At 49.2% G+C, this 20,301-nt stretch carries 36 protein-coding genes and 1 tRNA gene; 34 read left to right on the forward strand and 3 right to left on the reverse strand.

What is annotated here, in order from left to right; translation table 11 throughout:
- The 4 genes from ACYVAD_RS09925 to ACYVAD_RS09940 all read left to right on the forward strand — a co-directional run.
- The coding region (locus tag ACYVAD_RS09925; protein ID WP_461139330.1) for a hypothetical protein at positions 1-870 on the forward strand (870 nt) is incomplete at its 5' end.
- Entirely contained in the window at positions 867-1,460 is a 594-nt protein-coding gene (locus tag ACYVAD_RS09930; RefSeq protein WP_461139331.1) for a recombinase family protein, read from the forward strand. The genes ACYVAD_RS09925 and ACYVAD_RS09930, both read left to right, overlap by 4 nt.
- The gene (locus ACYVAD_RS09935; RefSeq protein WP_461139332.1) at positions 1,457-2,317 is read left to right on the forward strand and encodes a DUF2971 domain-containing protein; all 861 of its coding nucleotides are present in this window, start codon (positions 1,457-1,459) and stop codon (positions 2,315-2,317) included. Before ACYVAD_RS09930 ends, ACYVAD_RS09935 begins: the two co-directional genes overlap by 4 nt.
- A gap of 13 nt (positions 2,318-2,330) precedes the next feature.
- Entirely contained in the window at positions 2,331-3,167 is an 837-nt protein-coding gene (locus ACYVAD_RS09940) for a hypothetical protein (RefSeq protein WP_461139333.1), read from the forward strand.
- Positions 3,168-3,318: 151 nt separating this feature from the next.
- Here the strand turns inward: ACYVAD_RS09940 and ACYVAD_RS09945 are convergent, their stop codons facing one another.
- The 3 genes from ACYVAD_RS09945 to ACYVAD_RS09955 all read right to left on the reverse strand — a co-directional run bounded on the left by ACYVAD_RS09945 (position 3,319) and on the right by ACYVAD_RS09955 (position 6,003).
- Positions 3,319-4,545, reverse strand: a complete 1,227-nt coding sequence (locus tag ACYVAD_RS09945; protein WP_461139334.1) for a phage integrase SAM-like domain-containing protein — start codon at positions 4,543-4,545, stop codon at positions 3,319-3,321.
- Between the two features lie 379 nt (positions 4,546-4,924).
- The gene (locus ACYVAD_RS09950) at positions 4,925-5,398 is read right to left on the reverse strand and encodes a hypothetical protein (protein ID WP_461139335.1); all 474 of its coding nucleotides are present in this window, start codon (positions 5,396-5,398) and stop codon (positions 4,925-4,927) included.
- 29 nt (positions 5,399-5,427) lie between these two features.
- Positions 5,428-6,003 carry a DUF4468 domain-containing protein gene (locus ACYVAD_RS09955; protein ID WP_461139336.1) on the reverse strand — a complete coding sequence of 192 codons (576 nt, stop codon included), beginning with the start codon at positions 6,001-6,003 and terminating at the stop codon, positions 5,428-5,430.
- A 207-nt stretch (positions 6,004-6,210) separates the two neighbouring features.
- Here ACYVAD_RS09955 and ACYVAD_RS09960 point away from each other — a divergent pair, with 207 nt between their 5' ends.
- The 30 genes from ACYVAD_RS09960 to ACYVAD_RS10105 all read left to right on the forward strand — a co-directional run bounded on the left by ACYVAD_RS09960 (position 6,211) and on the right by ACYVAD_RS10105 (position 20,270).
- Positions 6,211-6,516 (forward strand): hypothetical protein, encoded by a 306-nt coding sequence (locus tag ACYVAD_RS09960; protein WP_461139337.1) that lies wholly within the window; start codon positions 6,211-6,213, stop codon positions 6,514-6,516.
- A 28-nt stretch (positions 6,517-6,544) separates the two neighbouring features.
- Entirely contained in the window at positions 6,545-6,985 is a 441-nt protein-coding gene (locus ACYVAD_RS09965; protein ID WP_461139338.1) for a hypothetical protein, read from the forward strand.
- Positions 6,986-7,000: 15 nt separating this feature from the next.
- Positions 7,001-7,369: a hypothetical protein gene (locus ACYVAD_RS09970; RefSeq protein WP_461139339.1), complete on the forward strand. Its 369-nt coding sequence runs from the start codon at positions 7,001-7,003 to the stop codon at positions 7,367-7,369.
- Positions 7,366-7,716, forward strand: a complete 351-nt coding sequence (locus ACYVAD_RS09975) for a hypothetical protein (protein ID WP_461139340.1) — start codon at positions 7,366-7,368, stop codon at positions 7,714-7,716. The genes ACYVAD_RS09970 and ACYVAD_RS09975 overlap by 4 nt, the downstream gene beginning before the upstream one ends.
- A 34-nt stretch (positions 7,717-7,750) precedes the next feature.
- Positions 7,751-7,847: transfer RNA gene (locus ACYVAD_RS09980), tRNA-OTHER, on the forward strand.
- On the forward strand, positions 7,806-7,949 hold the full coding sequence (locus ACYVAD_RS09985) for a hypothetical protein (protein ID WP_461139341.1): 144 nt from the start codon (positions 7,806-7,808) through the stop codon (positions 7,947-7,949). The genes ACYVAD_RS09980 and ACYVAD_RS09985 overlap by 42 nt, the downstream gene beginning before the upstream one ends.
- Before the next feature lie 283 nt (positions 7,950-8,232).
- A complete protein-coding gene (locus tag ACYVAD_RS09990; RefSeq protein WP_461139342.1) occupies positions 8,233-9,051 on the forward strand; it encodes a hypothetical protein in 819 nt (272 codons plus the stop codon).
- A 14-nt stretch (positions 9,052-9,065) separates the two neighbouring features.
- Positions 9,066-9,530, forward strand: a complete 465-nt coding sequence (locus ACYVAD_RS09995) for a hypothetical protein (protein WP_461139343.1) — start codon at positions 9,066-9,068, stop codon at positions 9,528-9,530.
- Positions 9,524-9,868 (forward strand): hypothetical protein, encoded by a 345-nt coding sequence (locus tag ACYVAD_RS10000; RefSeq protein WP_461139344.1) that lies wholly within the window; start codon positions 9,524-9,526, stop codon positions 9,866-9,868. The genes ACYVAD_RS09995 and ACYVAD_RS10000 overlap by 7 nt, the downstream gene beginning before the upstream one ends.
- Positions 9,861-10,025, forward strand: a complete 165-nt coding sequence (locus tag ACYVAD_RS10005) for a hypothetical protein (protein WP_461139345.1) — start codon at positions 9,861-9,863, stop codon at positions 10,023-10,025. Before ACYVAD_RS10000 ends, ACYVAD_RS10005 begins: the two co-directional genes overlap by 8 nt.
- On the forward strand, positions 10,009-10,488 hold the full coding sequence (locus ACYVAD_RS10010; RefSeq protein ID WP_461139346.1) for a hypothetical protein: 480 nt from the start codon (positions 10,009-10,011) through the stop codon (positions 10,486-10,488). The genes ACYVAD_RS10005 and ACYVAD_RS10010 overlap by 17 nt, the downstream gene beginning before the upstream one ends.
- Positions 10,489-10,522: 34 nt before the next feature.
- Entirely contained in the window at positions 10,523-10,801 is a 279-nt protein-coding gene (locus ACYVAD_RS10015) for a hypothetical protein (protein WP_461139347.1), read from the forward strand.
- Positions 10,791-11,360: a DUF1643 domain-containing protein gene (locus ACYVAD_RS10020; protein WP_461139348.1), complete on the forward strand. Its 570-nt coding sequence runs from the start codon at positions 10,791-10,793 to the stop codon at positions 11,358-11,360. Before ACYVAD_RS10015 ends, ACYVAD_RS10020 begins: the two co-directional genes overlap by 11 nt.
- Positions 11,357-11,578, forward strand: a complete 222-nt coding sequence (locus ACYVAD_RS10025) for a hypothetical protein (RefSeq protein WP_461139349.1) — start codon at positions 11,357-11,359, stop codon at positions 11,576-11,578. Before ACYVAD_RS10020 ends, ACYVAD_RS10025 begins: the two co-directional genes overlap by 4 nt.
- The gene (locus ACYVAD_RS10030) at positions 11,571-11,954 is read left to right on the forward strand and encodes a hypothetical protein (protein ID WP_461139350.1); all 384 of its coding nucleotides are present in this window, start codon (positions 11,571-11,573) and stop codon (positions 11,952-11,954) included. Before ACYVAD_RS10025 ends, ACYVAD_RS10030 begins: the two co-directional genes overlap by 8 nt.
- Positions 11,955-12,098: 144 nt before the next feature.
- On the forward strand, positions 12,099-12,626 hold the full coding sequence (locus tag ACYVAD_RS10035; protein WP_461139351.1) for a hypothetical protein: 528 nt from the start codon (positions 12,099-12,101) through the stop codon (positions 12,624-12,626).
- The gene (locus tag ACYVAD_RS10040; RefSeq protein WP_461139352.1) at positions 12,593-12,838 is read left to right on the forward strand and encodes a hypothetical protein; all 246 of its coding nucleotides are present in this window, start codon (positions 12,593-12,595) and stop codon (positions 12,836-12,838) included. The genes ACYVAD_RS10035 and ACYVAD_RS10040 overlap by 34 nt, the downstream gene beginning before the upstream one ends.
- A gap of 127 nt (positions 12,839-12,965) precedes the next feature.
- Complete coding sequence (locus ACYVAD_RS10045) at positions 12,966-13,418, forward strand: hypothetical protein (RefSeq protein ID WP_461139353.1); 453 nt, start codon at positions 12,966-12,968, stop codon at positions 13,416-13,418.
- A 10-nt stretch (positions 13,419-13,428) separates the two neighbouring features.
- Positions 13,429-14,172 carry a hypothetical protein gene (locus ACYVAD_RS10050; RefSeq protein ID WP_461139354.1) on the forward strand — a complete coding sequence of 248 codons (744 nt, stop codon included), beginning with the start codon at positions 13,429-13,431 and terminating at the stop codon, positions 14,170-14,172.
- A 20-nt stretch (positions 14,173-14,192) separates the two neighbouring features.
- Positions 14,193-14,474 carry a DUF3850 domain-containing protein gene (locus tag ACYVAD_RS10055; RefSeq protein ID WP_461139355.1) on the forward strand — a complete coding sequence of 94 codons (282 nt, stop codon included), beginning with the start codon at positions 14,193-14,195 and terminating at the stop codon, positions 14,472-14,474.
- 4 nt (positions 14,475-14,478) lie between these two features.
- The gene (locus ACYVAD_RS10060) at positions 14,479-14,925 is read left to right on the forward strand and encodes a hypothetical protein (RefSeq protein WP_461139356.1); all 447 of its coding nucleotides are present in this window, start codon (positions 14,479-14,481) and stop codon (positions 14,923-14,925) included.
- Positions 14,926-14,973: 48 nt separating this feature from the next.
- On the forward strand, positions 14,974-15,477 hold the full coding sequence (locus ACYVAD_RS10065; RefSeq protein ID WP_461139357.1) for a hypothetical protein: 504 nt from the start codon (positions 14,974-14,976) through the stop codon (positions 15,475-15,477).
- Between the two features lie 11 nt (positions 15,478-15,488).
- The gene (locus tag ACYVAD_RS10070) at positions 15,489-15,878 is read left to right on the forward strand and encodes a hypothetical protein (RefSeq protein WP_461139358.1); all 390 of its coding nucleotides are present in this window, start codon (positions 15,489-15,491) and stop codon (positions 15,876-15,878) included.
- 338 nt (positions 15,879-16,216) lie between these two features.
- Positions 16,217-16,663 carry a M15 family metallopeptidase gene (locus ACYVAD_RS10075; protein ID WP_461139359.1) on the forward strand — a complete coding sequence of 149 codons (447 nt, stop codon included), beginning with the start codon at positions 16,217-16,219 and terminating at the stop codon, positions 16,661-16,663.
- A complete protein-coding gene (locus tag ACYVAD_RS10080) occupies positions 16,660-16,971 on the forward strand; it encodes a hypothetical protein (protein WP_461139360.1) in 312 nt (103 codons plus the stop codon). The genes ACYVAD_RS10075 and ACYVAD_RS10080 overlap by 4 nt, the downstream gene beginning before the upstream one ends.
- 11 nt (positions 16,972-16,982) lie before the next feature.
- Positions 16,983-17,366: a hypothetical protein gene (locus ACYVAD_RS10085; RefSeq protein WP_461139361.1), complete on the forward strand. Its 384-nt coding sequence runs from the start codon at positions 16,983-16,985 to the stop codon at positions 17,364-17,366.
- Positions 17,275-17,673, forward strand: a complete 399-nt coding sequence (locus tag ACYVAD_RS10090) for a hypothetical protein (protein ID WP_461139362.1) — start codon at positions 17,275-17,277, stop codon at positions 17,671-17,673. Before ACYVAD_RS10085 ends, ACYVAD_RS10090 begins: the two co-directional genes overlap by 92 nt.
- A gap of 14 nt (positions 17,674-17,687) precedes the next feature.
- Positions 17,688-18,032, forward strand: coding sequence for a hypothetical protein (locus ACYVAD_RS10095; protein WP_461139363.1), 345 nt, complete (start codon positions 17,688-17,690; stop codon positions 18,030-18,032).
- Positions 18,032-19,309, forward strand: a complete 1,278-nt coding sequence (locus ACYVAD_RS10100; protein WP_461139364.1) for a hypothetical protein — start codon at positions 18,032-18,034, stop codon at positions 19,307-19,309. Before ACYVAD_RS10095 ends, ACYVAD_RS10100 begins: the two co-directional genes overlap by 1 nt.
- Before the next feature lies 1 nt (position 19,310).
- Positions 19,311-20,270, forward strand: a complete 960-nt coding sequence (locus ACYVAD_RS10105; RefSeq protein ID WP_461139365.1) for a DUF6712 family protein — start codon at positions 19,311-19,313, stop codon at positions 20,268-20,270.
- Positions 20,271-20,301 lie beyond the last annotated feature (31 nt).

The raw sequence follows: 20,301 nt of genomic DNA on the forward strand, positions 1-20,301 counted from the left end.
GGCCAACATTCAGATTATGTTACAACGAATACAGCCATCAAGCCAAATCTAATTCCAAAACACGCTCTAAGTGCTGGGCCAGGTTCTTTTGAGACAAGACTATCAAAACGATCCTTGGAAGAGATAAAGGCGGGTCTCGATGCCTTTGAAAACATTCTTTTTAAAATTGATTACAAGCATTACTTATCTATTTTTCAGGCGGTTCGACTGGTTCATCTTACGCTGTTGACCAAAAGAGAGGATTTCGCGTTAGGGTATTCATTATTGATAGCTGCTATTGAGTCAGTATCTCAAATTGCAATAAAGCGAGACAAAGTAAAAGTAATCAACAAGGAGAGAGAAGCTCAGAGGGAAAAGTTAGCTGAAGATAATGTTCTTATACAGGAATTACTTGAGTCGTATAAAAGTGCGCGAGGTAATAATCAGTACCTATCGGAGAGATTTGTGAAATTTATTTTAGATTATTGTCCAGTAGATTCATGGGAAGAAATGCCCCACCCTAGAGAAAATTTTATTCAGCGTATTGATGAGTTAGAAGGTGTAGAAGGGTCTTTTAATCATATTATAGAAAAAAATCATTGGGAAAAATATCCCGATGACTTGACAGAAGATCAAATAAAGATAATGCTTGCCGATTCTTATAAGCATCGGTCTGCTTTTATTCATACTGGTAGATCTACTCCTCACAAATATCCTCAGTCTCACGCCCGGTTTTTTGAAGTGATACGCGAAGTAATAAAGAAAGAAGAGGAGGGTGGATTTTATACTTATGAACATGTAGAGACTACTATACCTAATTTTGATTTGATGTCATTTATTGCCAAAAAATCAATAATAAGTTTTTTTGAAAAAAAACTTCAAAAGAGATGAAGATAGGATACGCTCGTGTATCCACTCAGGATCAAAACTTTTCTCTCCAGTTGGATGATCTTCAGGCCGCTGGCTGCACCAAGATTTATCAGGAAAAGGCGAGTGGTGCCAAGGCTGATCGGCCAGAGTTGGCTACGATGCTTGCGCACGTGCGCGAAGGTGATACGATCGTGATTTGGAAGCTCGACCGGCTCGGGCGCTCACTTCCTAACCTAATCGACATCGTTACGAACCTTGAGGCCCGTAGCGTCGGCCTGATCAGCCTGAATGATCCGGTCGATACTACCACTCCCCAGGGGCGGCTTGTGTTCCGGATCTTTGCTAGTCTAGCCGAGTACGAGCGTGAGCTGATCCGGGAGCGGACTAAGGCCGGACAGGCCAGCGCCAAACGCCGAGGCCAGTTGCTTGGACGCAAGCCTGGACTCACCAAAAAAGCCGAGGATACCTCCCGGATTGCCGAGAGCTTATATAAGGAAGGCAAATTCTCGGTGCAGAAAATCGCTACCCAATTGGGAATCTCCAAAAACACACTTTACAAATACCTGCGTTTGCGCGGAATTACAATTGGAGTTGAACTTGTCTCTGTATGATGTTTCCTTTTAATCCGCCAGTTTTAATACCTAGGCAGTATGCTTACGAGCCGGGAACGACTTTCGATTTAGTGATCACAACAGGTGAGCCTCCTCGAACATATACAGTACCGCCCAAAATTCTATACCACTATACTGGTATAGATACAGCAGCTAAAATATTATCAAATCGAAATTTGAGATTTTCTTCGCCAGAATCATTTAATGATCCTTTTGACCTATATGATGGACTTATTGATAAAAGACCAAAAGGAAAGCATAAAAAGCTGCTAGGGAAAGAATTTCTCAATAGCAAACCCAGAACTGAGAGAAAACGACTGCAAAAGCTTTTTGCCACCTCCTCTATACAGTTGTTGACCGAGGCTCGTAAGTTCAGTTTAGATGTGACTAAAAAGTCATTAGGTATATGCTGCTTCAGCAAACGACATGATATTGGGCTTTTGTGGAGCCACTACGCTTGTAAACATAAAGGAGTTTGCCTTGGATTTGATTTTGAACCAGTGAATTCTAATAAAGAGTACGTAGTAATATTCAATGAAGTCAATTACAAAAGCTCAATAGAGCCTTTGAATTACTATGAAAGTCGTGATGCAGCCTTAGAAAATTGGATATACTCTAAATCAACTATATGGTCTTATGAAGAAGAGGTCAGAGCTTTTATTTATGATAGAAATGGAGCTAGAGACTTTGACTTTGAACGAGCTTGCCTGAAAGAAGTATATTTTGGTTGCAATACTACAGAAGCAGAAAGGGAGCCAATATTAAAGCTTCTTGAGCATGTTGGGTACAAAAACGCTATAAAGAAAAAAATGATAATTGATCCTGCAATCTTTAACGTAAGGGCTGTCGATGTATAGATTCGTAAGAGGTATGGAAGCGAAGAAGAGAACTGATACTGATCTATGTTTACTATGTAAGTCCAAGCCCGCTACAAAGAAAAACTCTCATATTGTTCCTGCTTTTATGTCAAAAGTAATGCTTTCAGAGAGCGGAAAAAACAAAGCGATTGTCTTGGACACAAGTAAAGCCCATAAGCCCAAGACCAATCCCCTAACTGTGCAGAATGGTCCAAAGGAAGACTACATTTTATGTCCTGATTGTGAGCAATACTTCAACTGTTTAGAGACAATCTACTGTAACTCGGTTCATCGAAAGCTCAGAGATAAAGCCTTTCAAAGTAGCTTCAGCGATACTATTAGTAGGGAAGAATGGATCATACGCACCAGCTTAGAAGCAAGCTCACTGGCTATCTGTCTGTTGATTCAGTCAATTTTTTGGCGATGTCATGTCTCGAGTCATGTAGTTTTTCGGGACTTTAGATTGCCTCGTAAGGTGGCCGAACTGATGGAGCAGCAGCTGCATAGGGTCAAAGCAGAGAAACAACAGGATCTTATTGATAACATCGAAAAGGCAGGCAGTAACTTTATACTATTTCCCTACGTAATTTTCACTCCTCAGAATCTGAGTAATGCCAGCCATAGTTCCATAGGAACACTAGCTCCAAATAAGAATCCATATACAGTGTTGACAGGAGAATACGTATTACTCCTATATGATAAGATGCCCTCTCATGCGGGCTATTTGCCCTTGGTTAATTACGAGAGCAGGCATCCTAAGATTGTTTTGATGGATGAAGGAGGATGGCGACAACTGTATGGTCTCGTTATTAAGTTTGCAGTCGAATTTACAAAAAGTAACACCGTGTAGAGTCTGATGCCTTTTACAGAGAGTTAAGCTGTACACGGTAATACACTGTAAAATAGTACCCTTATGACTTCACGAATGTGAATTCGTCGCTGGATATGAATTTAAGCTTGTGAAACGGGCCTAGTCAATCTGATTAGGCCCGTTTACGTTGCTACTTATTCTTTTTCCGCTTTTTCATTTCCTTACTTTGCTTCAGTTCCGCAGCTACCCGGCGCTCGTCCGGCCGGCCGTAGACCTCCAAGCCTTTTGATGACTTGCGGCCTAGCAATACCATCACGGAATCCGTGCTCAGGTATAGCTTATTAAAACACCAGTCCGTAAAGGTTTTACGGCCTGCCTTACTCGAGAGATCAGGATGGAAGTGCAACTCGCCGGCAATGACTTTAAGCCAGTAGTTAAACTTTACTCCTGACACCAGCGGCAGATTCTCCCAGCCGTCGTATTTGTCGATGATCTGTTTGACCTCCGAGAACTGGGGAACGTGGATCTTGACCTTCGTTTTGATCCGCTCTTTAACTAGCCAGGGCTCGCCATCGACGCCGGTTTTAATCGCCGTTTTGTACTTTTTCACAAAGTCCTTCAGATCGCCGTAGTGAAACCCGGATCGGCAAAGGACAATGAACACATCGGCGGCATGCTGCACGCGTGGATTGTCGAAGCGGTGCTTTCTGAGCGTCTGAAACTGTTCTTCCGTCAGGAAGATTGGATCGTCGAACACGGCTCCTTTTACCCGGTAGCCGTCGAGCGGATTGTCGTGAATGAGTTTGGCCAGCTTGGCCCAGATCAGCATGTTCCGGATCGTCTGTGAGTGCTTAGCCACGTAGCTATCGGCGTGCCCGATCTTGCCGCCCTCCAGCTTTACTTTTTTCATCCAGCGCCGGTATTTTTTCAACCACTCCAGATCGAAATCGGTGGCCAGCAGGTCCAGCGCTTTCTCGTGGCTCAAAAAGTCGATGAGTTTTTTCCGGACGTTGTCGTAGACCGTAATGCTGGATCCTTTCAGGTTTCGCTCCTGGTCGATCTTGGAATCATTGAGATACTCATCAAAAGTGGTGATGATCGTGATCCGGCCCCCGGTTTGTTCTAGGAAGGCTCGTTTGATCTTGTGGGGGGTGATAGCCTCGTGGCGGGTAAACAGGGAGTTGTAAGCGAGCCAGAGCCGCGTTCGAATCGTATCGATCGTCTGGTTTTTGTGCTGAGCGTCGGGGTCGTCGTCCGTAACTCGCTCGCCATCCCAATGGTCGGTGTTAACTTCAATGCCTGTCGAACAGATGTCCAACTGCTTACCATTCACTGCGACCCGGCTGTAAATATTACTTAGTCCAGCTGTCTTACTCTTTCGTCTCCAGAACGAAATCTTCATTCGAGTGATAAACATGACTGCTCACGATTTAGTGAGCAGCCTTTTCTACGGCTCGAAATGAATTGTTATACACCTTTCGGGATTGGGTACACAAAATTTAGTAGGACATTAAAAACCTATTAAAGAAAGGGTGTAACTAAACCAAAGAGGGGTGTAACTGAATTTGCCTGAGCGCCGTAGATGGGGTGGATGGAAATGGAAAAAACTGCGTCAATTACTCAGAAACGGGCAAAAAAAAAGCCCGAAACCGGCTAGGTATCGGGCACTCTTGGTAAAAACTAGCTACTTAATAGCTCTTTGCAGAGAGAGAGGGATTTGCTCAAAATGGAATAAAACTCTTAAAGTGACCAACTTAGCAAAGTTTGCTAAGAGGGTGCCAACAACTTTGCCAACTTTAACGAATCGCTACGAAACGTAGCCCTGATCCCATATTGCTGACAAGTGGTCGTTTATTAGCACCCTTAGACTTTCCCAGCACCATCTCTAACATCTTCTGAAGACTCTTTTGAGATTCTTGTAAGCTAGCGATCTGCTGATCTTTAGTTTCAAGCTGAGCGGCTAACTTATCAAAGTTACCTTCTAAAGTTTTGAGATGATCCTGCAAGTAACTGTCGGACTTCTCTAATTTTTCAGTACTGTCTTGCTTTGGGTGGAACATTTCGCCATCGCCCATAACAAGCCAATCACGACTCAATTCAGGATACGTAATAAAAACAGACTCTAGTAGATCATAGCTTGGTCTGGTCTTGCCTTTACAAATACTCTCAATCGAAGTATAGGCCTTCCCAATATGCTTGGCGAAGCTGTTGGCGTTCAAGCCAAGGGCTTTGATCAATGCATTAAATCTTTCACTAATTGTTGTTTTCATTACTTAAGTTTTTTGTGAAACGTTGGACTTTAAAAATCTGCTTCAGTCGTCTGCAGAGCTTTCTTCATTCCAGCAACCATCTTCTTAATATTCTCGTCGGTTGCTTCTTTAATAGCCCTCCATTCGTATGGGCTAGGACTCCTCATTAATAGTTTATCATTCTTAGGTTTCTTCTGTTCGAGTGCCCCTGCACTACTCCAATTCTGTTTGTCTGGCTTTTCATGGGTAAGGTTATCCACGACGTACTTGTACTTTCCGTCTTTGCAAATTATTGTAAATGTGGCAGATACAAACCCGGCATCGGTCATTCCAGTAATAGGAATCTTTACTTGAGTAGGAATTAGGCCACGACCTACAACCTTACCAGACTCTTTATCTTCCATTTCAATTACCTGTTTCGTCGATCCTTTGAAGGCGCGAGTGAGCCAGGTATTAGCTCGATTAAAAAGTTCACCCTTCGACACACTTGGCACTTCTACTACTTCAGAGTACGTGATCAGTTGCGTTTCAGGATCAATAGGTAGGTCCTGAGCTATAGACTTATCCAGCACTAAAAAGGTCATTCCAAGCAAACAAAATGTTACTGTTTTGGTAAAGTTGAACATGGTTGGTTGAATTATTTTGGTTTTTTATTGTTCGTAATCGTTTGTTAATCAGCATAATAATATTTAGTTAAAAAATATTGTAACAAATATTTTGACGTTTTAACAAGTATTTGTGATACTTGCATCATAATATTTGTGATTATCACTGCAAACAAAACAACGATTAACACCAAAATAAGCAAATACTGTGTAAACGGCCAAATAATTATGTCAACGATACAAAGCCACTATGAACGGCTGAAAGAGCAAGATCGGGAGAGATGGAATGCTTTAAACAGCGATTTAGGCGGCATCACCTCTAACAAAGGGGCAAGCAGTCTAAACTATTTCACAAACACGGTGCTACGCCGTGAGCGTAACAGCGACCTGGATTTACGCACTCTTCAATTCCACGTAGCAGACTGTCTCGTGCGGTATTTGGGCTTCACTTATGACGATATCCGCAACAATCGTATTCCAGAATTGCCCACAGGAAAAAAAATAAAATGGTACAAGAACATTTCAGAATCCTAGTAATCGCAAATCGCTCAGCAGTCTGAAAATGAAACGCAAGAATTACGATCCGACCTGGATTAAAGCCAAACTGGCGAAGTTGGGCTTTGAAGTAGAAGTTAACGAAACCAGCCTGGTGGCCTTTCGGGAGATTCGATACGAAGGCACGCTACGCCTGAGCATTGATCTAGCTGATCTAACGCTCAGCCTACACTTCATGGAGCGATTTGCTAAGCAGACGTTGCTGTTTAACCAGGCGTTTGCGAACGATGAACAATTGATGGGGCTGCTGACAGGCAACTACCTGTTCGACGAGCTTGTCATTTCGCGCACACCAGACTGCGAACAATTCCTAGACGCGGTCTTGGCCATACAGGCAAAGTGGACAGAGCAGGACAAGGGCGATATCGCCATTCTGATCGACGCCATCAATGCCGCCACACGGCCACTATTTGCTGACAATGAGTCGGCACCCCAACCACTCAACTGAACAACCCTTTGATAAATGAATCGTCCGCCCATTTCCCCCACACTGGCCGAACTGGTCCTGGCTGGCATCAACCGCATCCGGCATTTTCGCAATCAGTACCGTCGATACTTACCGACCATGATTGCTTTTGATGTACTTGAATTGAGCCAAAACGACATCGATACCATGCCGAAGCACCTGCGCTGGCAGGTAATCGATAACATTGAGCAGCGTATTCATGCCGCTCAGGAGCTTGAGCAGCTACTTGGCAGCTGCAAATTCGAATACTCGCTCACCGACGAGATTCGTGATTTGAAAGCCTTGAAACTGCGAGTCTGGCACTCGCTCTTCCCTAAGTTCAAAAGCCTGATCTGGCTGGCATCCGAAACCCCGCAACACGCATGAACCGGACGTCTATCGAACTGATGCAGGATACCATGAACAGTAGCCTGGGGGGAACCCACCATCAACAACGCATGGCGCTGGCGTCGATATCAAGTCGGTCGGCTGTTGCGAACGTAGGAGCCCTCGAATTTCTACGTAATTATTTCTACGCATCTTTTCAGGCCGAAGCGGCCACGGCAGCACCAACGCCACCAGCGGTCAATCTGACGCCTGTGCTGGCCGAACCAGCTGCTTTAACCTGCCCAAAATGCAAGCGCGAGTTCAAATCGCAGACGGCGCTGAACGGGCATGGCGTGGCCAGGTGCCAGGGCGCGAAAAGCGGTCCTGTGCTGGCCAGCACCAGCTGAACACTTTTGCATTCGTATTGAACGATAATAATCCTCTGAATTAGCTCAACTGGTAGAGCCTCGGTATAGCCCACCGTAACACATATGCTATGTTAATCCGAGAGATGCAGGTTCGACTCCTGTGTTCAGAGCAACCAGGTGGGGACTTGGTTTTTACGGGTAAAGGGGAGATTGCCGACCGGCATTGGCTGGTCGGCAACTTAAACCAGCCCGCAATCACCCCACCAGGCTAAAGCTGATGTGCACGTCAGCTACCAATCAAGGCGTATATACATATACGTTAGCTGATTGGGGCCGGTTTTTCTGCCAGACTGGCAGGTAAATAGGTCGAATTGCCGAAACAGCCCGAAACGGCTGATCGGGAGAGAATTGCCCAAACTTTAATTTTTTTCCCCCGCTGCTTTCTATAGATATTTCTATAGAGTTGAGACTATAGATCGTTAGACCGGTAGATCGGTAGAATGGCGTATAACTACTCTAAATACTATAGAAAGCGCGAAAAATGAACGTTTTTTCATGTATCGCGCTACGACTCCAACCCCCGGCTCTGCCTGCCCGAGCAGCCCACAAGATTCCCTGTTCAAGTTTAGACTCTACTTTCACGAGCTAACTGACGAATACCGAAGTAAGAATGGTCAACCCTGGGTTTGGTACTCATTTGACAAGCCAGACGAGCGGGCCATGTTCCCTGACGGGCTACCCCGCGACCTACGCACCATTTACGGTCAGCTACTCTACAATTCCTACCGCTGGCCTGATCTGTACAACCTGCTGAGAGAATGCCACCCGGTGTGGAGAACCAGCCAGGACGGCGAATCTGAACTGAATCTGTACATGGCCAGCCACGTACTGAACCACGCGCAGGCTATCTCGGCTAAGTACGAGGACACGGTTGAGATGCTGATGCACCAGGCTGGCGTGAAGCATTGGCGCATGAACCACAAGCCTAATTCGCGCACCGTACCGGGCTTATCGCCCATGCGCAAACGAAGTGTCGATTACTACGGCCTGAAGCGATTCAGAAAGAACGCTACCGTAAGTGCCTGGTTTAGCACCCGTAAGCTTAAAATGGTTGAAGTGTTCGACAACCGGTGCTACCACGTCGAAAACCTTTTCTGCCGTATCGAACAGAATGAATACCCGATGCCGCTCACCACTGGTGGGGTGATCAAGACGACGACACCACCGCTGGTGGCATCAGTTCCAGTCACGCCACCCGCTCAGCCAACCTGGCAGCAACCCATGCCGGACGTCAACACCCCGCCAGTTAGCAACGTCGGGCGAATAAACAAAGGCACCTCCATCGGCTCCATCATAGCTCATTACCCCAAATAGTAACCCTTTGTGCCATGCAAACCGAACTATTTCCCACAACAGCTGCCAAGGCCGTACCTGCCAGAACCCGCAAGCGTCGGGCCATCCGTGAACCGGCAGAACGGACCATCCTTGGCCACTTCGTATTCGACAGCTGGGTGAGTTATCCGGCCAGAACGGTCAATGCCGACGATGGCCTGCGCGTCGAGTTTTCGGTACCGGTGCACAGCGATCTGCTGGAAGCGGTCAACAACCCCGACAAGCGTGAGCTCCTGTGCAAATACCGGGTGCGTAAGGGCTTCAAATGGGGCGAATTAGGGCGCATGGCTGAAGTACATATCGAAGCCGACCTAAGCAAGGGACCCAAAGGCGGGATGTACCTGCACTGCAAATCGGTCGAAATCCTGAAGCCAGCCGCCATCGGTGGCCCGAAATTATCGCGCAGCCTGATGAAGAAGCTGGAAAAGAAAGCCATGTCTAAACAGCCCGCCGTATGCTGAAGCTAAAGCTCACCCGCGACGAAGTCGGCACGATCTACAGCTACTGCAGTGACGGCCAGGTTCGGTTCGACGATACGTTCTTCCGGCAAAATATGGGCGTAAATAGCCTTATCCTGGCTGAGCACTACGAACGAATTAGGCGGCAGTGGTTCACCTGGTCGACTCGACCAACCACCAAAGAGTTCTGGTATTCTGTCTCGGTTTCGTTGGCCTTCGCGCTCCACACCGAACTGCAGATCGGACCAAAGTGGCCAGCTGCCCGAACCTTGCTCGACAAGCTCAATCAAGCCTTAGTCAATATCCATATAAACCCCCAAACCGTCGAGTCACATGACTAAACTCTTTCTATTCTTTCTCATTCCGCTTGCCGTTCCAATGGCTGTACTGGTCGGCATAGCACTGGCCATCGGTCTGATCCTGACGGCCATCCTGGCACCCGTTTTTGATGCAGTAATCACTAATAACCCCCCTAAATATTATGAGTACACCAAGTAAAAACACACCCGCCAACAATGTAGTCGAAGCCGAGAAGATGCTGGTAGCGACCATCCTAACCCACATTGGCCACCTGCTGATTGCCAAATCACCGGTTAAGTCGAAGGCCAAGGAAGAAGCGGAACGATATCGTGGCCAGCTGCTGTCGAAAATGACCAGCGAAGAGCGGACACCCTTCCTGCAGACGCGGGAAATCATTGTCGAACTGGTCACGCTGCTGGCCAAGAGCCAGACGCGGGAAATCCTGGGTAAGGTGATGACCTACCTACGCCAGCTGAACAAGGGCGAAATCTACCTGGTCGACGAACCCGACGAAGCAGGGATCAAGCGCAAGCTGGGTGAGTTCTTCGAGCGGCAGAACATCGAGTTTAATGATGCTGCCCTGAGCGAGATCATTCGCATCGTAGTGAACGTAATCCCGCAGGCTGAGTACGAAGCTGAAACCACCGAAGAGAGCCAGTAGCATGTCACAGGAGATCAGAGAAATGGTCGACAACATGAACTGGTTGCGACAGGGACTGATAGATGAATTTGGCGAGCATGGCTACCAATTGGAGATGCAACGCTGCAAAGCCATCATTCAGGTGATACCACCGCTACCAGGTATGAACTACCTCGAACTAACGGACGCCTTCTTACATCCTAAGATCGACCGTCAGGAAACCAGCGAAGATGCTAAAGCCGTTGCCAAGGCCATATTCGGATTAGCCGCTGTCGAGCTCATGGGTGAAGATAAATTTTTAGAGTGGGCACAATCAGCTAACCATGACCACTGACGAGATCGACCACCAGGAGGTTCAGGACAGCTTACTCATTCCGTATCGACCAGCTATGCAAATCCCACTCTTTCCTTCGGCTTCCAGCAAGCTAGATATCGGGGCTGATCTGTCCCCCTGCGAAAAGTATCGCTTCACCCTTTGGCGCATTTGGGACAGCACAAAGCCGCTGGCCATGATCATCGGACTGAACCCGTCGACGGCCAACGCTACCGACGACGACTCGACGATTCGGCGCTGTGTTGGGTTCACCCGTACCTGGGGTTTCGGCGGCTTCTACATGATGAATCTATTCTGCTACCGAGCCACCGAACCAACGGACATGAAGCAAGCGGCAGACCCGATAGGGGAGGGGGCAAACGCCTGGCTGGTCGACGTGGCCAGCAAGTGCCAGCGGGTTGTATTTGCGTGGGGGTGCCACGGTACCCATCTCAACCGAGACAAAGAAATCATCGAGCTTTTTCCTGATGCCTACTGCTTAGGCAAAACCAAAGAAGGCCATCCGAAGCACCCGCTTTACCTGGCCGCAAACACCCCCTTAGAACGATTCCAACCATGAAGGATCAAAAGTATCTAGCCGCTGTCCTTGTCGTATTTATGCTGTGCGCAACCCTCTGTATCAGTATATCTATTGCTGAGTACTCAAACTATAATAGAGAAAAATTATGGCTTGGAAGAGACCGTCTAGTTGACAGCCTCAAAGCGCAGATTTATAAAGAAGTGAAATACGAATTCTGGAAAGACCATTCCCATAATCCATCTGAAGACGATGAATAAACAAGAAGCTACCGATTTCTTTGCCGATTTCTACCAGGGCGAGCACCACATCCCGAGTGAGGTTAAAAAGTATGGTGACGGCTGGTGTATTCATACCCAACGGGGCGAGAACCTGTCTACTACCGACTATTCGAACCTGACTCGATTGATCGTATTAGGCCATGACCGGGCTGTTCGGGTGTGCCTCAAAGGGCACAACTTCGGGCGAATCCTGATCATCATCCACCAGCGGGAGCGCATCGATGACTACGCAAAAGGCCACCCAACGATTGAAGACAACATCATTCGAGTGCGGGAGTTCACACAGGATATCCTAAGACGTATCGGCAGAGTTCTCAAGCACCAGGAGCAGGAAGAAGCCAATGAAGTGGCTTGATCTGCTACTGCTCAGACTGGCAGTCTGGGTTTTGAAAGGTCGCAACGTTGCCCGCTGTCGCTTCATCTCACGGCGGGACAACAACGACCTATACTACATGAGTGAACGCATCGAAGCAATCATCAAACGTATCAAAAACACCCCATGAAACGTAGAGACTTTTTAAAGAACACCGGCTTAGTAGCGGCCATCACCTTGCTGCCTGCAGCTGCTACTATGGCCGCTCCCAAAACGTACACGTTTGAAGAGCTTTTCGACAACACGACACTGGCCACCAATACTAGATGGCACTTCCTGAAAGAGTCACCCCTGCGCGAAGGGATTCTTGGTGGATTGGAGCGTCAGGGCAGGCTGAGACAAGATTGTCGAGGGCATCATTACTATTTCCATGGCACCTATCCGGTTTCTAATTACGGGTCTTATCCCTATGACAAGCAGAGAAACTACTGCATTCCAATCAAGGCCACTTATTCAGAAGCTGAACTCAAGGCTATAGCAGCAGACGTACTGGAAGTGCTAGACAGCTACGAGTTCGTTCTCAAGTTCGGAACGCAAGACGCGGTGGCCTTCTTCGCCAAAGAGCCAGGCTATTTGCACCTGAACTTCACGATCACCTTCAAAAACACATCCTTTCCAGTATGCCAAAACTACGCATCACCTACCCGGAAGTAATCTTTAAAACAATTGAGATCGACCTGCCTGATGGTGAAATCCCTGGCTTTGTGGATAGGATTCAGGAGGGCAAGGTTTCGCTCATTGCAGTGGGCAACAACTCCAACGTAATACAGGAGGCCAAGGCCGGATTCACTGTAACGGTGGTAGACGGCGAGACTGAGAAAACCACCGCCCTGCTAAAAACGCTGGTCGAAGCAAAAACCGAATAATCTTTTGGCCGGTTTGGCGCTCGATAGTCAAACCGGCCAAAAGCGCCGGCTGATCGAGCCAAAATGCACCAGGTGCAGCAGCTGTCGCACCAAATAAAGTTCTGATTTGATCTTATCCTTAAAAACCGTGAAAGACCTTCTAATTCCTTTCAAAATCCTGTTCATGGCATCGCTCAACGTATTCCTGGCCTGCCTGATTACAGACGTCTTTTTCTTGGAAACCATCTATAACAAATTCGTTCAGCCCGAGGGCTGGTTTGAATGGACACTCCGAATCAGCGGGTGGGTGGTGGCTAGTGGCATCCTGCTGCTGTGTTCGTTCGGCCTGAACCGGATGCTGTTTCTGTTGCTGTTCAGAAGCAGCCAGCTATTCCAGAAGCGACGCACGAACCACCTGGACAAGGTAATGGCGTACATCAAACTGCGCAACCCTAACCACGTTAACGAGGCCAACTTCCCGAACAACCCGGCCACCTGTAACTGGATTGTGCAGAACGGCATTCCAGTCTTTGCCATGGAGGTGCTACTGATCAAGTATATCTCTTTGTATTTCGACCAAAAGGACACCCAATCGAAATAAGCAGCCGAGCATGGAAAATCAGAAAGTTCTAATTGGCCTGTCGGGTGGCATCAATTCAATGGCCGTTTTATGCTGGCTTGTCGAATCAGGGATAAAGCCTAGCGAGTTGCATTTGTTCTACGCCCATTTCGACGAACACAGTGACGATACTTTCAAGTTTGTAAAGGCTGGTGTTCGCTACGCCCGACAGCAGTTTCCTGACGTCAGGGTGCGCGTTACCCGAAATTCAGCACTGCGCTATTTTGAAGAGCGCAAGATGATTCCTCACCCAATGCGTAGCCCATGCAGCATCCACAAGAAAGTTGAGCCACTAGCGCGATATGCCTTCGAAAATGGTATCAAATACGACTTGGTTGGCTACGTCAAACACGAGCTAAAAAAGCGAATGGGAAGACAGCAGGACATGCTGTACACCGACCTGTTCACACCAGAAAAGGCGTACCCGATTGGCGAGTTCACCGATGACTGGTGCTTCGAGATTGTAAAAAAGCACCTTGGCTGGTACCCGGCCATTTATGACTTAAAAGACGAGAAAGGCAAGCGGCTATTTAATCACAACAACTGCCTGCCCTGCAAGAATGGGGACAATCGGGACATGAGGAATGTGAAAACCCACTTCCCGAAAAAGTACGAACGGGCAATGGAAACCAGCCGTAAGATTGGCGCTTATTGGGGCAGAGACAAAGCAGGTTTCTATGCTGAGTTCGGCAGGGATTTAGGCCAGGAGTCAACCTGTGAAAGTTGCAAATGGTAAAACCCACCACATAAAAAGCAATGGCAACGCACGTACTAAAGACCAGGCCTGAATACTTCGACGAAGTCTTTGTTGGCAATAAGAGCTTCGAGCTCCGCAAGAACGACCGCAACTACCAGAAGGGTGATATCCTGCACCTGAAGGAATACGACCCTGAAACGGACACCTACTCAGGGCGCGAAACCAAGGCTACCGTTCATTATATCATCTCCCAATTTGGCCTTGATCCCGAGTTCTGCTGCATGAGCATTCGCTGCTGGTGGTGGCAACGAGGTCTAGGGGATGCCTTTCTAAAAATCTAGCACCATGATCAAACTGACACCAGAACAGAAAAAGCAGCTGAGCGATTGGGTTGACAACCGGGCAAAGCGAAATTACACCAGGGCGCAATGGGACGAGTCTTACCAGCAATGGCATCGGGGCGGTCGGGGCTGGAAAACTTGTGGTGAAGGGGGCACCGGCATAATGATTATACTCTGCTGGTACCATCATCAATTCAAGCCTGGCTCAAAGGAATGGAGGCCGAAGATTATCCTGACCGCCCTGCTGAAAGAGATCCAAAAGGAGAACGCCGAACCGGTTGCCGCCGTCGAATATATTCCAACAGCCGAGCACCTTAACGACCTGCAGCGTGACCACGACGCCAGAAACGGCAGACCACAACGACCAGCAACGAAAGTTTTATCACCCGCTGAATTTGGGCAGGCCTTGCGGGATATAATGAACGCACCGACTGCTAACCGATTATCTTAAATCTAGCTCAATCATCCATCTGCTTAACAAGCGTAAACCCTAAAAACAATGGCAGCACTAACCTTGCAAATAAATTCCCTCGAAGCACTTGAACGTCTTATTGGTGGAGACACCGAAATGGAAATTGACATCCGACGCTCAGTGGTTGACGCCTTCTCGGACAAGTACATAAAACCGGTTGCTATTCAGCGAATGGATGGTATTGTTTCTAGTCTTATCGCACCAGCTAAGACAGAACTTCAAAAAGAGATTGGCAAATATTTTACAACCAAGAGTGTAGGTGGATGGGGTGGCCAAAGCACACTAGTGCTTGCTGATTCTCACAAGAATATATTTGTTGAGAAAGCCAAAGAGTTGATTGATGACGCTACAAAATCAGCAATCGACCAAGCCGTCAGCGAAGCGAAAACCGTCATCAATGAGCGAGTAAACAAAGCCATAAAAGATATTCAGACGCATATTGATTGGGCCACAGGTGAAGAGCGGTTCCAGCATTTGGTGAATGAAGTTGCTCAAAAGAAAGTAGCTGCATTGCTAAACAAAGTGAAATAATTAGAACAGCCATGCCAAAGGGGTATAATGCTGACGGAACGAAGAAGGCCAGGCCAGTGGGGTCTGGCCGAAAGGCGAAGGGTGGTAAGAAGATCACCCCGAAGCTGCAGCAGGATGTGATTGATATCCTGGCCAAGCAGAGAAACCAGGCCAGCTACATTGAGCAGGCCGTTCGGGAGAAGTTCGCCAGGGAGCAGCAAACCAAGCGCGAGCATGATCAACTAGCCAGGCAGACCGAACTGACCAAGCAAACCGGCCAGATGCACCTGCTTGACGTAATCGAAGAAGTAAAGCAGGAGAAGCAGTTAGGTGCTGTCGACGAGAAGGCCAAAGCGTTTTTTGCGAGCCTGAGAGTAGTGCCCGACCGGGATGACCGACTCTTACTACCACTTTCAATTTAAAACAAGCAGCATGGCAAACGAAACATTGAAACGAAAAGAAGAAATAATAAAGTCCTGCAAAATAATTCAGCGCGAAATCAACAGGCTAAAAAAACACAAATGCAGTATTGACCTTGCAGGACACACATTAATATGTGCTGATGGTACAGTTCCTCCCAAAAAAATACCAATGACTCCCGACTATATTACCCAAGACTTTTCGGAGCAAGTAGTTTTTGAGTTCACGCATTGACTGCTTTCTTGTAGAGAAAGCCCACCCCACCAGGTGGGCTTTTTTGTGTCCTTTCTGGCCGCTACCGACCAGCCGAAATTCGATCTGTCAATCAACCAAACAGATCATGGCATCCCGCTCTATCGATGACCTTCACCCCAAACTGGCCTATGCCTATGGGAAGGCCGAAGCCCAATACGTGGCTAAATACCCCGACGCACCAACGCCCTCGATAACCTGCACCCATCGCACCAACAAAGAGCAGCAGAAGCTCTACGACCAGGTGCGTGACGGGATCGACAACGACAAGGACGGCAAAATCGACGAAGCCGACGAAAAAGTCACTAACGCCAAGCCAGGCGATTCTCCGCACAACTACCTGCCTGCATGCGCCTTCGACGTGGCCTTCATCGACAAGGCCGGGAAAGCTGATTGGAGCACCCTGCACTTTCAGCGGTTTGCGGCCCTGGTGCTGGCCAACGCGGGCGTTACGTGGGGTGGCAACTTCACCAGCTTCAAGGACATGCCACACTTCGAGCTCACGGACTGGAAAAAGCGAGTCGGCAAGAAATGAGCACTCGGTCGACAAAGAAAATCTATTACGACCTGCTACCAGACGACGCTACGCCTAAACCTGGTAATTACCTGGTCAGTGTAGGCAAAAAAGGCATTGGGAGCGTCTGGCTGATCAAAGAAGTGCGCCTGGTCAAAAGCAAAGTCGAATCCTGCTTTTGCCGCCACTCCCTGACGGTCTACCCGATGCCCGAGCTCAAGCCACTAGCTGACCTGGAAGGGGATACCGAAGGGTGTAAGGTATGGGTGAAGGGAGAAGAAGCTCTGCCCATCGTCTGGTGGCCACGTACCAAAAAAGCTCAATCTTAATTTGTACCACCTTGATGCAGTACGTAAACATCATCATCCATTTCCTGCAGGGCACCTACGCCAAGTTTGGCACCACGTCCAACCTGGTGCGGGAAATCTCGGTCAGCGTCCTGACGGCAGTAGCCGTGGCCGTACTGGTGCAGCTGCTGACGCCACAACCGGCATCGGAGCTCAGCGAGGTCAGGGTGCTGATCCAAGCCGCACTCCATAACCAGCGTCAGGCTGATTCGCTACAGGCTGAGCAGCGAGTCTGGAAACTGCAGCGCACGATTGATTCACTTCTAACCGCCATTCACTACCGCGATGAACAAGACTCTTTACGGGCTAATGCTGGCCTGTCTCCTGTCGATGCCATGGACAAGGTCAACCGCGCAATCGGTAAAAGTCGGCATTGATAGCCTGGCCACCGTTCGGCAGTTTGTGAGCAACGCCAAGCCCATCCTGGACAGCCTGACTGCCCTGCACTTTGCCCGACTCCGAATCGGCTTTCTGGAAAAGCAGGTGCAGGTGCGGGAGCACCAGCGCGATAGCCTGGCCACTCAGCTGCAGCAGTGCTATACCAATACGGGCCAGCAGATCACCAGCCAGATCGATGACAAAGGCACCATTAGTCAGCAGCGGCAGGAAAACCGGAGCAACCAGCTTGAAATCTGGCTCCTGCGCATCGGGCTTGGTCTCTCAATCTACTTGCATTTTCGCTAACAAACCCCCGCTAAATGGTCCTTTCCGGCACCGGTAGCGGGGGCCAACTTTGGGCTATGGGAAAAGCAAAACACACCATCAGCAGGCGGGCCATGTTTGCCGAAATCCACCAGGACACGCGGGGGAGTGGCATACCCCACACCTTCAGCCTGACCTATTGCAAAACTGACGGTACGGTTGGCGAGAAAGACCAGGTGCAAAAAAGCAGTCGCAACGCACCGGGCGAGGCCAAGTTTCGCCAGAACGTCAACCTGAACCACATCCTGCTGCTGAAAAACGTGGAGAACGGCAAGCACTTCGAACTACACATTGACCTGCTGCTCACCTACAAGGGCATGCGCATTAATCACCTAGTCTAATGGAGTGGATTAACGAGAACGTGGCCGTGGTATCGAGCCGCAACCATAATGCAGCCATTCTGCAGCTGACGCAGGCCACCGGACGTGACCACGCCTACGGAGCGGCCAGCATCTTCGGCAGTAATGGCATGAGGCACGTCCCCTGGGGCAATGCCGACAACCAGCCCAACACCATGGGCGTACTGATTCAGAAGAACAACCAGGTGCGACCCTTACTGGAATCGAACCGGGACATGATCTACGGGACGGGCATCAGCTTCGTTAAGCGGATTTACGAAGAGGGCAAAGTACGGCTGGAACCCTACAGTGACAGCAAGCTCGACGAGTGGGCGCTGAAGACACGGCTACCGCTTTACATTATTGCGGCCATCAACGAGCGGCTGACCAACGCCAATCACTTCACCCGCATCGAGTTTAGTTTGGACGGCCTGCCCACGCTCGATATCATGGACTGTTACTCGTCCCGTATCGACCAGGCCAGTACCAAGTTCGACCGGAAGTATCTTTACAACCCGTACTTCGGGGACTTTAGCTACTACCGACCAAAGGATTCCGAGCCGATTGCTGGCTTCAACTTTGCCAACCCGACCGCCAACATCGTCAGTGTGCTGCACTCCCGCGAACACATGTCGGGCCAGGCGCACTACGCCTTTCCTAGCTGGTGGGGAGCCGCCGACTGGATTGAGTTGGCTAACCTGATCCCGCTGTTCCACAAGTCGGGCATTACCAACGGCTACAACATCAAGTACCTGGTGAAGGTACCCCGAGACTACTTCGACACGGAAGGGGGCAAGTCGGTCCCTGTCGACAAGATTCGCCAGCGTTGGTCAGAGTTCAGCGATAACCTCTCGCAGTGGATGTCGGGTACCAAGAACGTCAACAAGACGCTCATTCTGAAATTCCTGCGCAACGAAGAAGGCAAGGCACAGGACGCCATCGACGTCGTGCCGCTCAAAAACGAAATGTCGGACGATGCCTACGCCAAAGTGTGGGAGATGGCCAACGTCAGTATCGCCAATGCCGCTGGTATCCTGCCCACCCTGGCGGGGGTGAATCCCGGCAAGGGCAACGATTCGGGCTCGCAGATTCGGGTGATGGCTGAGTTTCAGCAACACTTCAGAACCCCGGTTCACCACCAGATTCTACTGGAACCCATTCGGTATGCCCTGCTGAGCATGGGCTACAAATCGGACATACAGCCTTCGTTCAGCGGGGTGCAGATCACTACGCTCGACGTTAACCCGACCGGCTCGCAGGCGGTCGTTAACCACAACTAGCATGCTCACGCAGGAGATAATGAAAGCGCAGCTGGGCTCCCTGCAGGCGCAGATGAAGTTTGACCAGATGGCCGGTTTCTGCGCTCACGCTGAGAGGTGGTTTCGGGATGAAATCGGGCGAGATCTTTTCGCCTACCTGAAAACTTTGACCAGCGCAACCGAGGACAGCAAAGAGCTCCTTCGCCTGACCCACAGCTGCCTGGCCTGGTATGCCTATACGCTGGCGTTCCCGCACCAGAAATTCAGAGTGGGTGATTTGGGCATGATGAAAAGTGGGGTAGAAAACGCGGTGGCCGTAACCAAATGGGAATACGTCGACACCCGTGACGCGAACCTGGACATGCTCGACATGTCGCTGGAATATTTCTACCGCGAACTGGAAGAAAAGAAACCAGCGGCCTGGACTGGCTCGGAGGCCTACAAACAGCGCAACCGGCACTTTCTGCGCTCAGCGGCTGAACTAGGCCAACTGCTACCGATTGCGGGGCGCAACTACCGCTTTTTCCAGAAGCTGATCACCCACGTCGAAGACACGGAAGACGAGGACATTCGGGGGGCCATGACGTCGGGGGTGTACATAGGTCTGCGTTCGAAGTGGCAAAACAACACAGCGTTCACGCCGGAAGAAGACGAGCTCCTGGCACTGACCCGCAAAGCGGTGGCGTACCTGAGCGTCTGGCGAGCCTGGCCGTATCTGCCGCTGACCATCGACGAAGATGGCATTGCCGAAAAGCGCAATAAGGACGGCACCAGCGAGGGCGTGGCACCGGATGGCAACCTGCGCAAGAACATGTTCCAGCAGCTGTACACCGATGGCCAGAAGAAGCTGAGCAAGATTCGCACCTATCTCGACGAAACAGCCAGCCCGACGCTGTTCCCGACCTACTACCAGAAATACCTGGCACCGGGCACTGCCTACGAGCCGGAGGATTTCTCCGACAAACCGCACGTAATACTTTAATCAATTCATAACCAATCAATTTTTCAATTCC

This window comes from Spirosoma pomorum, from assembly GCF_054776615.1.

What these genes read in the sequence shown, in the direction of transcription:
- ACYVAD_RS09930 (WP_461139331.1), top strand. Translation starts at nt 867, where the DNA reads ATGAAGATAGGATACGCTCGTGTATCCACTCAGGATCAAAACTTTTCT.
- ACYVAD_RS09935 (WP_461139332.1), top strand. Translation starts at nt 1,457, where the DNA reads ATGATGTTTCCTTTTAATCCGCCAGTTTTAATACCTAGGCAGTATGCT.
- ACYVAD_RS09940 (WP_461139333.1), top strand. Translation starts at nt 2,331, where the DNA reads ATGGAAGCGAAGAAGAGAACTGATACTGATCTATGTTTACTATGTAAG.
- ACYVAD_RS09945 (WP_461139334.1), bottom strand. Translation starts at nt 4,545, where the DNA reads ATGTTTATCACTCGAATGAAGATTTCGTTCTGGAGACGAAAGAGTAAG.
- ACYVAD_RS09950 (WP_461139335.1), bottom strand. Translation starts at nt 5,398, where the DNA reads ATGAAAACAACAATTAGTGAAAGATTTAATGCATTGATCAAAGCCCTT.
- ACYVAD_RS09955 (WP_461139336.1), bottom strand. Translation starts at nt 6,003, where the DNA reads ATGTTCAACTTTACCAAAACAGTAACATTTTGTTTGCTTGGAATGACC.
- ACYVAD_RS09960 (WP_461139337.1), top strand. Translation starts at nt 6,211, where the DNA reads ATGTCAACGATACAAAGCCACTATGAACGGCTGAAAGAGCAAGATCGG.
- ACYVAD_RS09965 (WP_461139338.1), top strand. Translation starts at nt 6,545, where the DNA reads ATGAAACGCAAGAATTACGATCCGACCTGGATTAAAGCCAAACTGGCG.
- ACYVAD_RS09970 (WP_461139339.1), top strand. Translation starts at nt 7,001, where the DNA reads ATGAATCGTCCGCCCATTTCCCCCACACTGGCCGAACTGGTCCTGGCT.
- ACYVAD_RS09975 (WP_461139340.1), top strand. Translation starts at nt 7,366, where the DNA reads ATGAACCGGACGTCTATCGAACTGATGCAGGATACCATGAACAGTAGC.
- ACYVAD_RS09985 (WP_461139341.1), top strand. Translation starts at nt 7,806, where the DNA reads ATGTTAATCCGAGAGATGCAGGTTCGACTCCTGTGTTCAGAGCAACCA.
- ACYVAD_RS09990 (WP_461139342.1), top strand. Translation starts at nt 8,233, where the DNA reads ATGTATCGCGCTACGACTCCAACCCCCGGCTCTGCCTGCCCGAGCAGC.
- ACYVAD_RS09995 (WP_461139343.1), top strand. Translation starts at nt 9,066, where the DNA reads ATGCAAACCGAACTATTTCCCACAACAGCTGCCAAGGCCGTACCTGCC.
- ACYVAD_RS10000 (WP_461139344.1), top strand. Translation starts at nt 9,524, where the DNA reads ATGCTGAAGCTAAAGCTCACCCGCGACGAAGTCGGCACGATCTACAGC.
- ACYVAD_RS10005 (WP_461139345.1), top strand. Translation starts at nt 9,861, where the DNA reads ATGACTAAACTCTTTCTATTCTTTCTCATTCCGCTTGCCGTTCCAATG.
- ACYVAD_RS10010 (WP_461139346.1), top strand. Translation starts at nt 10,009, where the DNA reads ATGAGTACACCAAGTAAAAACACACCCGCCAACAATGTAGTCGAAGCC.
- ACYVAD_RS10015 (WP_461139347.1), top strand. Translation starts at nt 10,523, where the DNA reads ATGAACTGGTTGCGACAGGGACTGATAGATGAATTTGGCGAGCATGGC.
- ACYVAD_RS10020 (WP_461139348.1), top strand. Translation starts at nt 10,791, where the DNA reads ATGACCACTGACGAGATCGACCACCAGGAGGTTCAGGACAGCTTACTC.
- ACYVAD_RS10025 (WP_461139349.1), top strand. Translation starts at nt 11,357, where the DNA reads ATGAAGGATCAAAAGTATCTAGCCGCTGTCCTTGTCGTATTTATGCTG.
- ACYVAD_RS10030 (WP_461139350.1), top strand. Translation starts at nt 11,571, where the DNA reads ATGAATAAACAAGAAGCTACCGATTTCTTTGCCGATTTCTACCAGGGC.
- ACYVAD_RS10035 (WP_461139351.1), top strand. Translation starts at nt 12,099, where the DNA reads ATGAAACGTAGAGACTTTTTAAAGAACACCGGCTTAGTAGCGGCCATC.
- ACYVAD_RS10040 (WP_461139352.1), top strand. Translation starts at nt 12,593, where the DNA reads ATGCCAAAACTACGCATCACCTACCCGGAAGTAATCTTTAAAACAATT.
- ACYVAD_RS10050 (WP_461139354.1), top strand. Translation starts at nt 13,429, where the DNA reads ATGGAAAATCAGAAAGTTCTAATTGGCCTGTCGGGTGGCATCAATTCA.
- ACYVAD_RS10055 (WP_461139355.1), top strand. Translation starts at nt 14,193, where the DNA reads ATGGCAACGCACGTACTAAAGACCAGGCCTGAATACTTCGACGAAGTC.
- ACYVAD_RS10060 (WP_461139356.1), top strand. Translation starts at nt 14,479, where the DNA reads ATGATCAAACTGACACCAGAACAGAAAAAGCAGCTGAGCGATTGGGTT.
- ACYVAD_RS10065 (WP_461139357.1), top strand. Translation starts at nt 14,974, where the DNA reads ATGGCAGCACTAACCTTGCAAATAAATTCCCTCGAAGCACTTGAACGT.
- ACYVAD_RS10070 (WP_461139358.1), top strand. Translation starts at nt 15,489, where the DNA reads ATGCCAAAGGGGTATAATGCTGACGGAACGAAGAAGGCCAGGCCAGTG.
- ACYVAD_RS10075 (WP_461139359.1), top strand. Translation starts at nt 16,217, where the DNA reads ATGGCATCCCGCTCTATCGATGACCTTCACCCCAAACTGGCCTATGCC.
- ACYVAD_RS10080 (WP_461139360.1), top strand. Translation starts at nt 16,660, where the DNA reads ATGAGCACTCGGTCGACAAAGAAAATCTATTACGACCTGCTACCAGAC.
- ACYVAD_RS10090 (WP_461139362.1), top strand. Translation starts at nt 17,275, where the DNA reads ATGAACAAGACTCTTTACGGGCTAATGCTGGCCTGTCTCCTGTCGATG.
- ACYVAD_RS10095 (WP_461139363.1), top strand. Translation starts at nt 17,688, where the DNA reads ATGGTCCTTTCCGGCACCGGTAGCGGGGGCCAACTTTGGGCTATGGGA.
- ACYVAD_RS10100 (WP_461139364.1), top strand. Translation starts at nt 18,032, where the DNA reads ATGGAGTGGATTAACGAGAACGTGGCCGTGGTATCGAGCCGCAACCAT.
- ACYVAD_RS10105 (WP_461139365.1), top strand. Translation starts at nt 19,311, where the DNA reads ATGCTCACGCAGGAGATAATGAAAGCGCAGCTGGGCTCCCTGCAGGCG.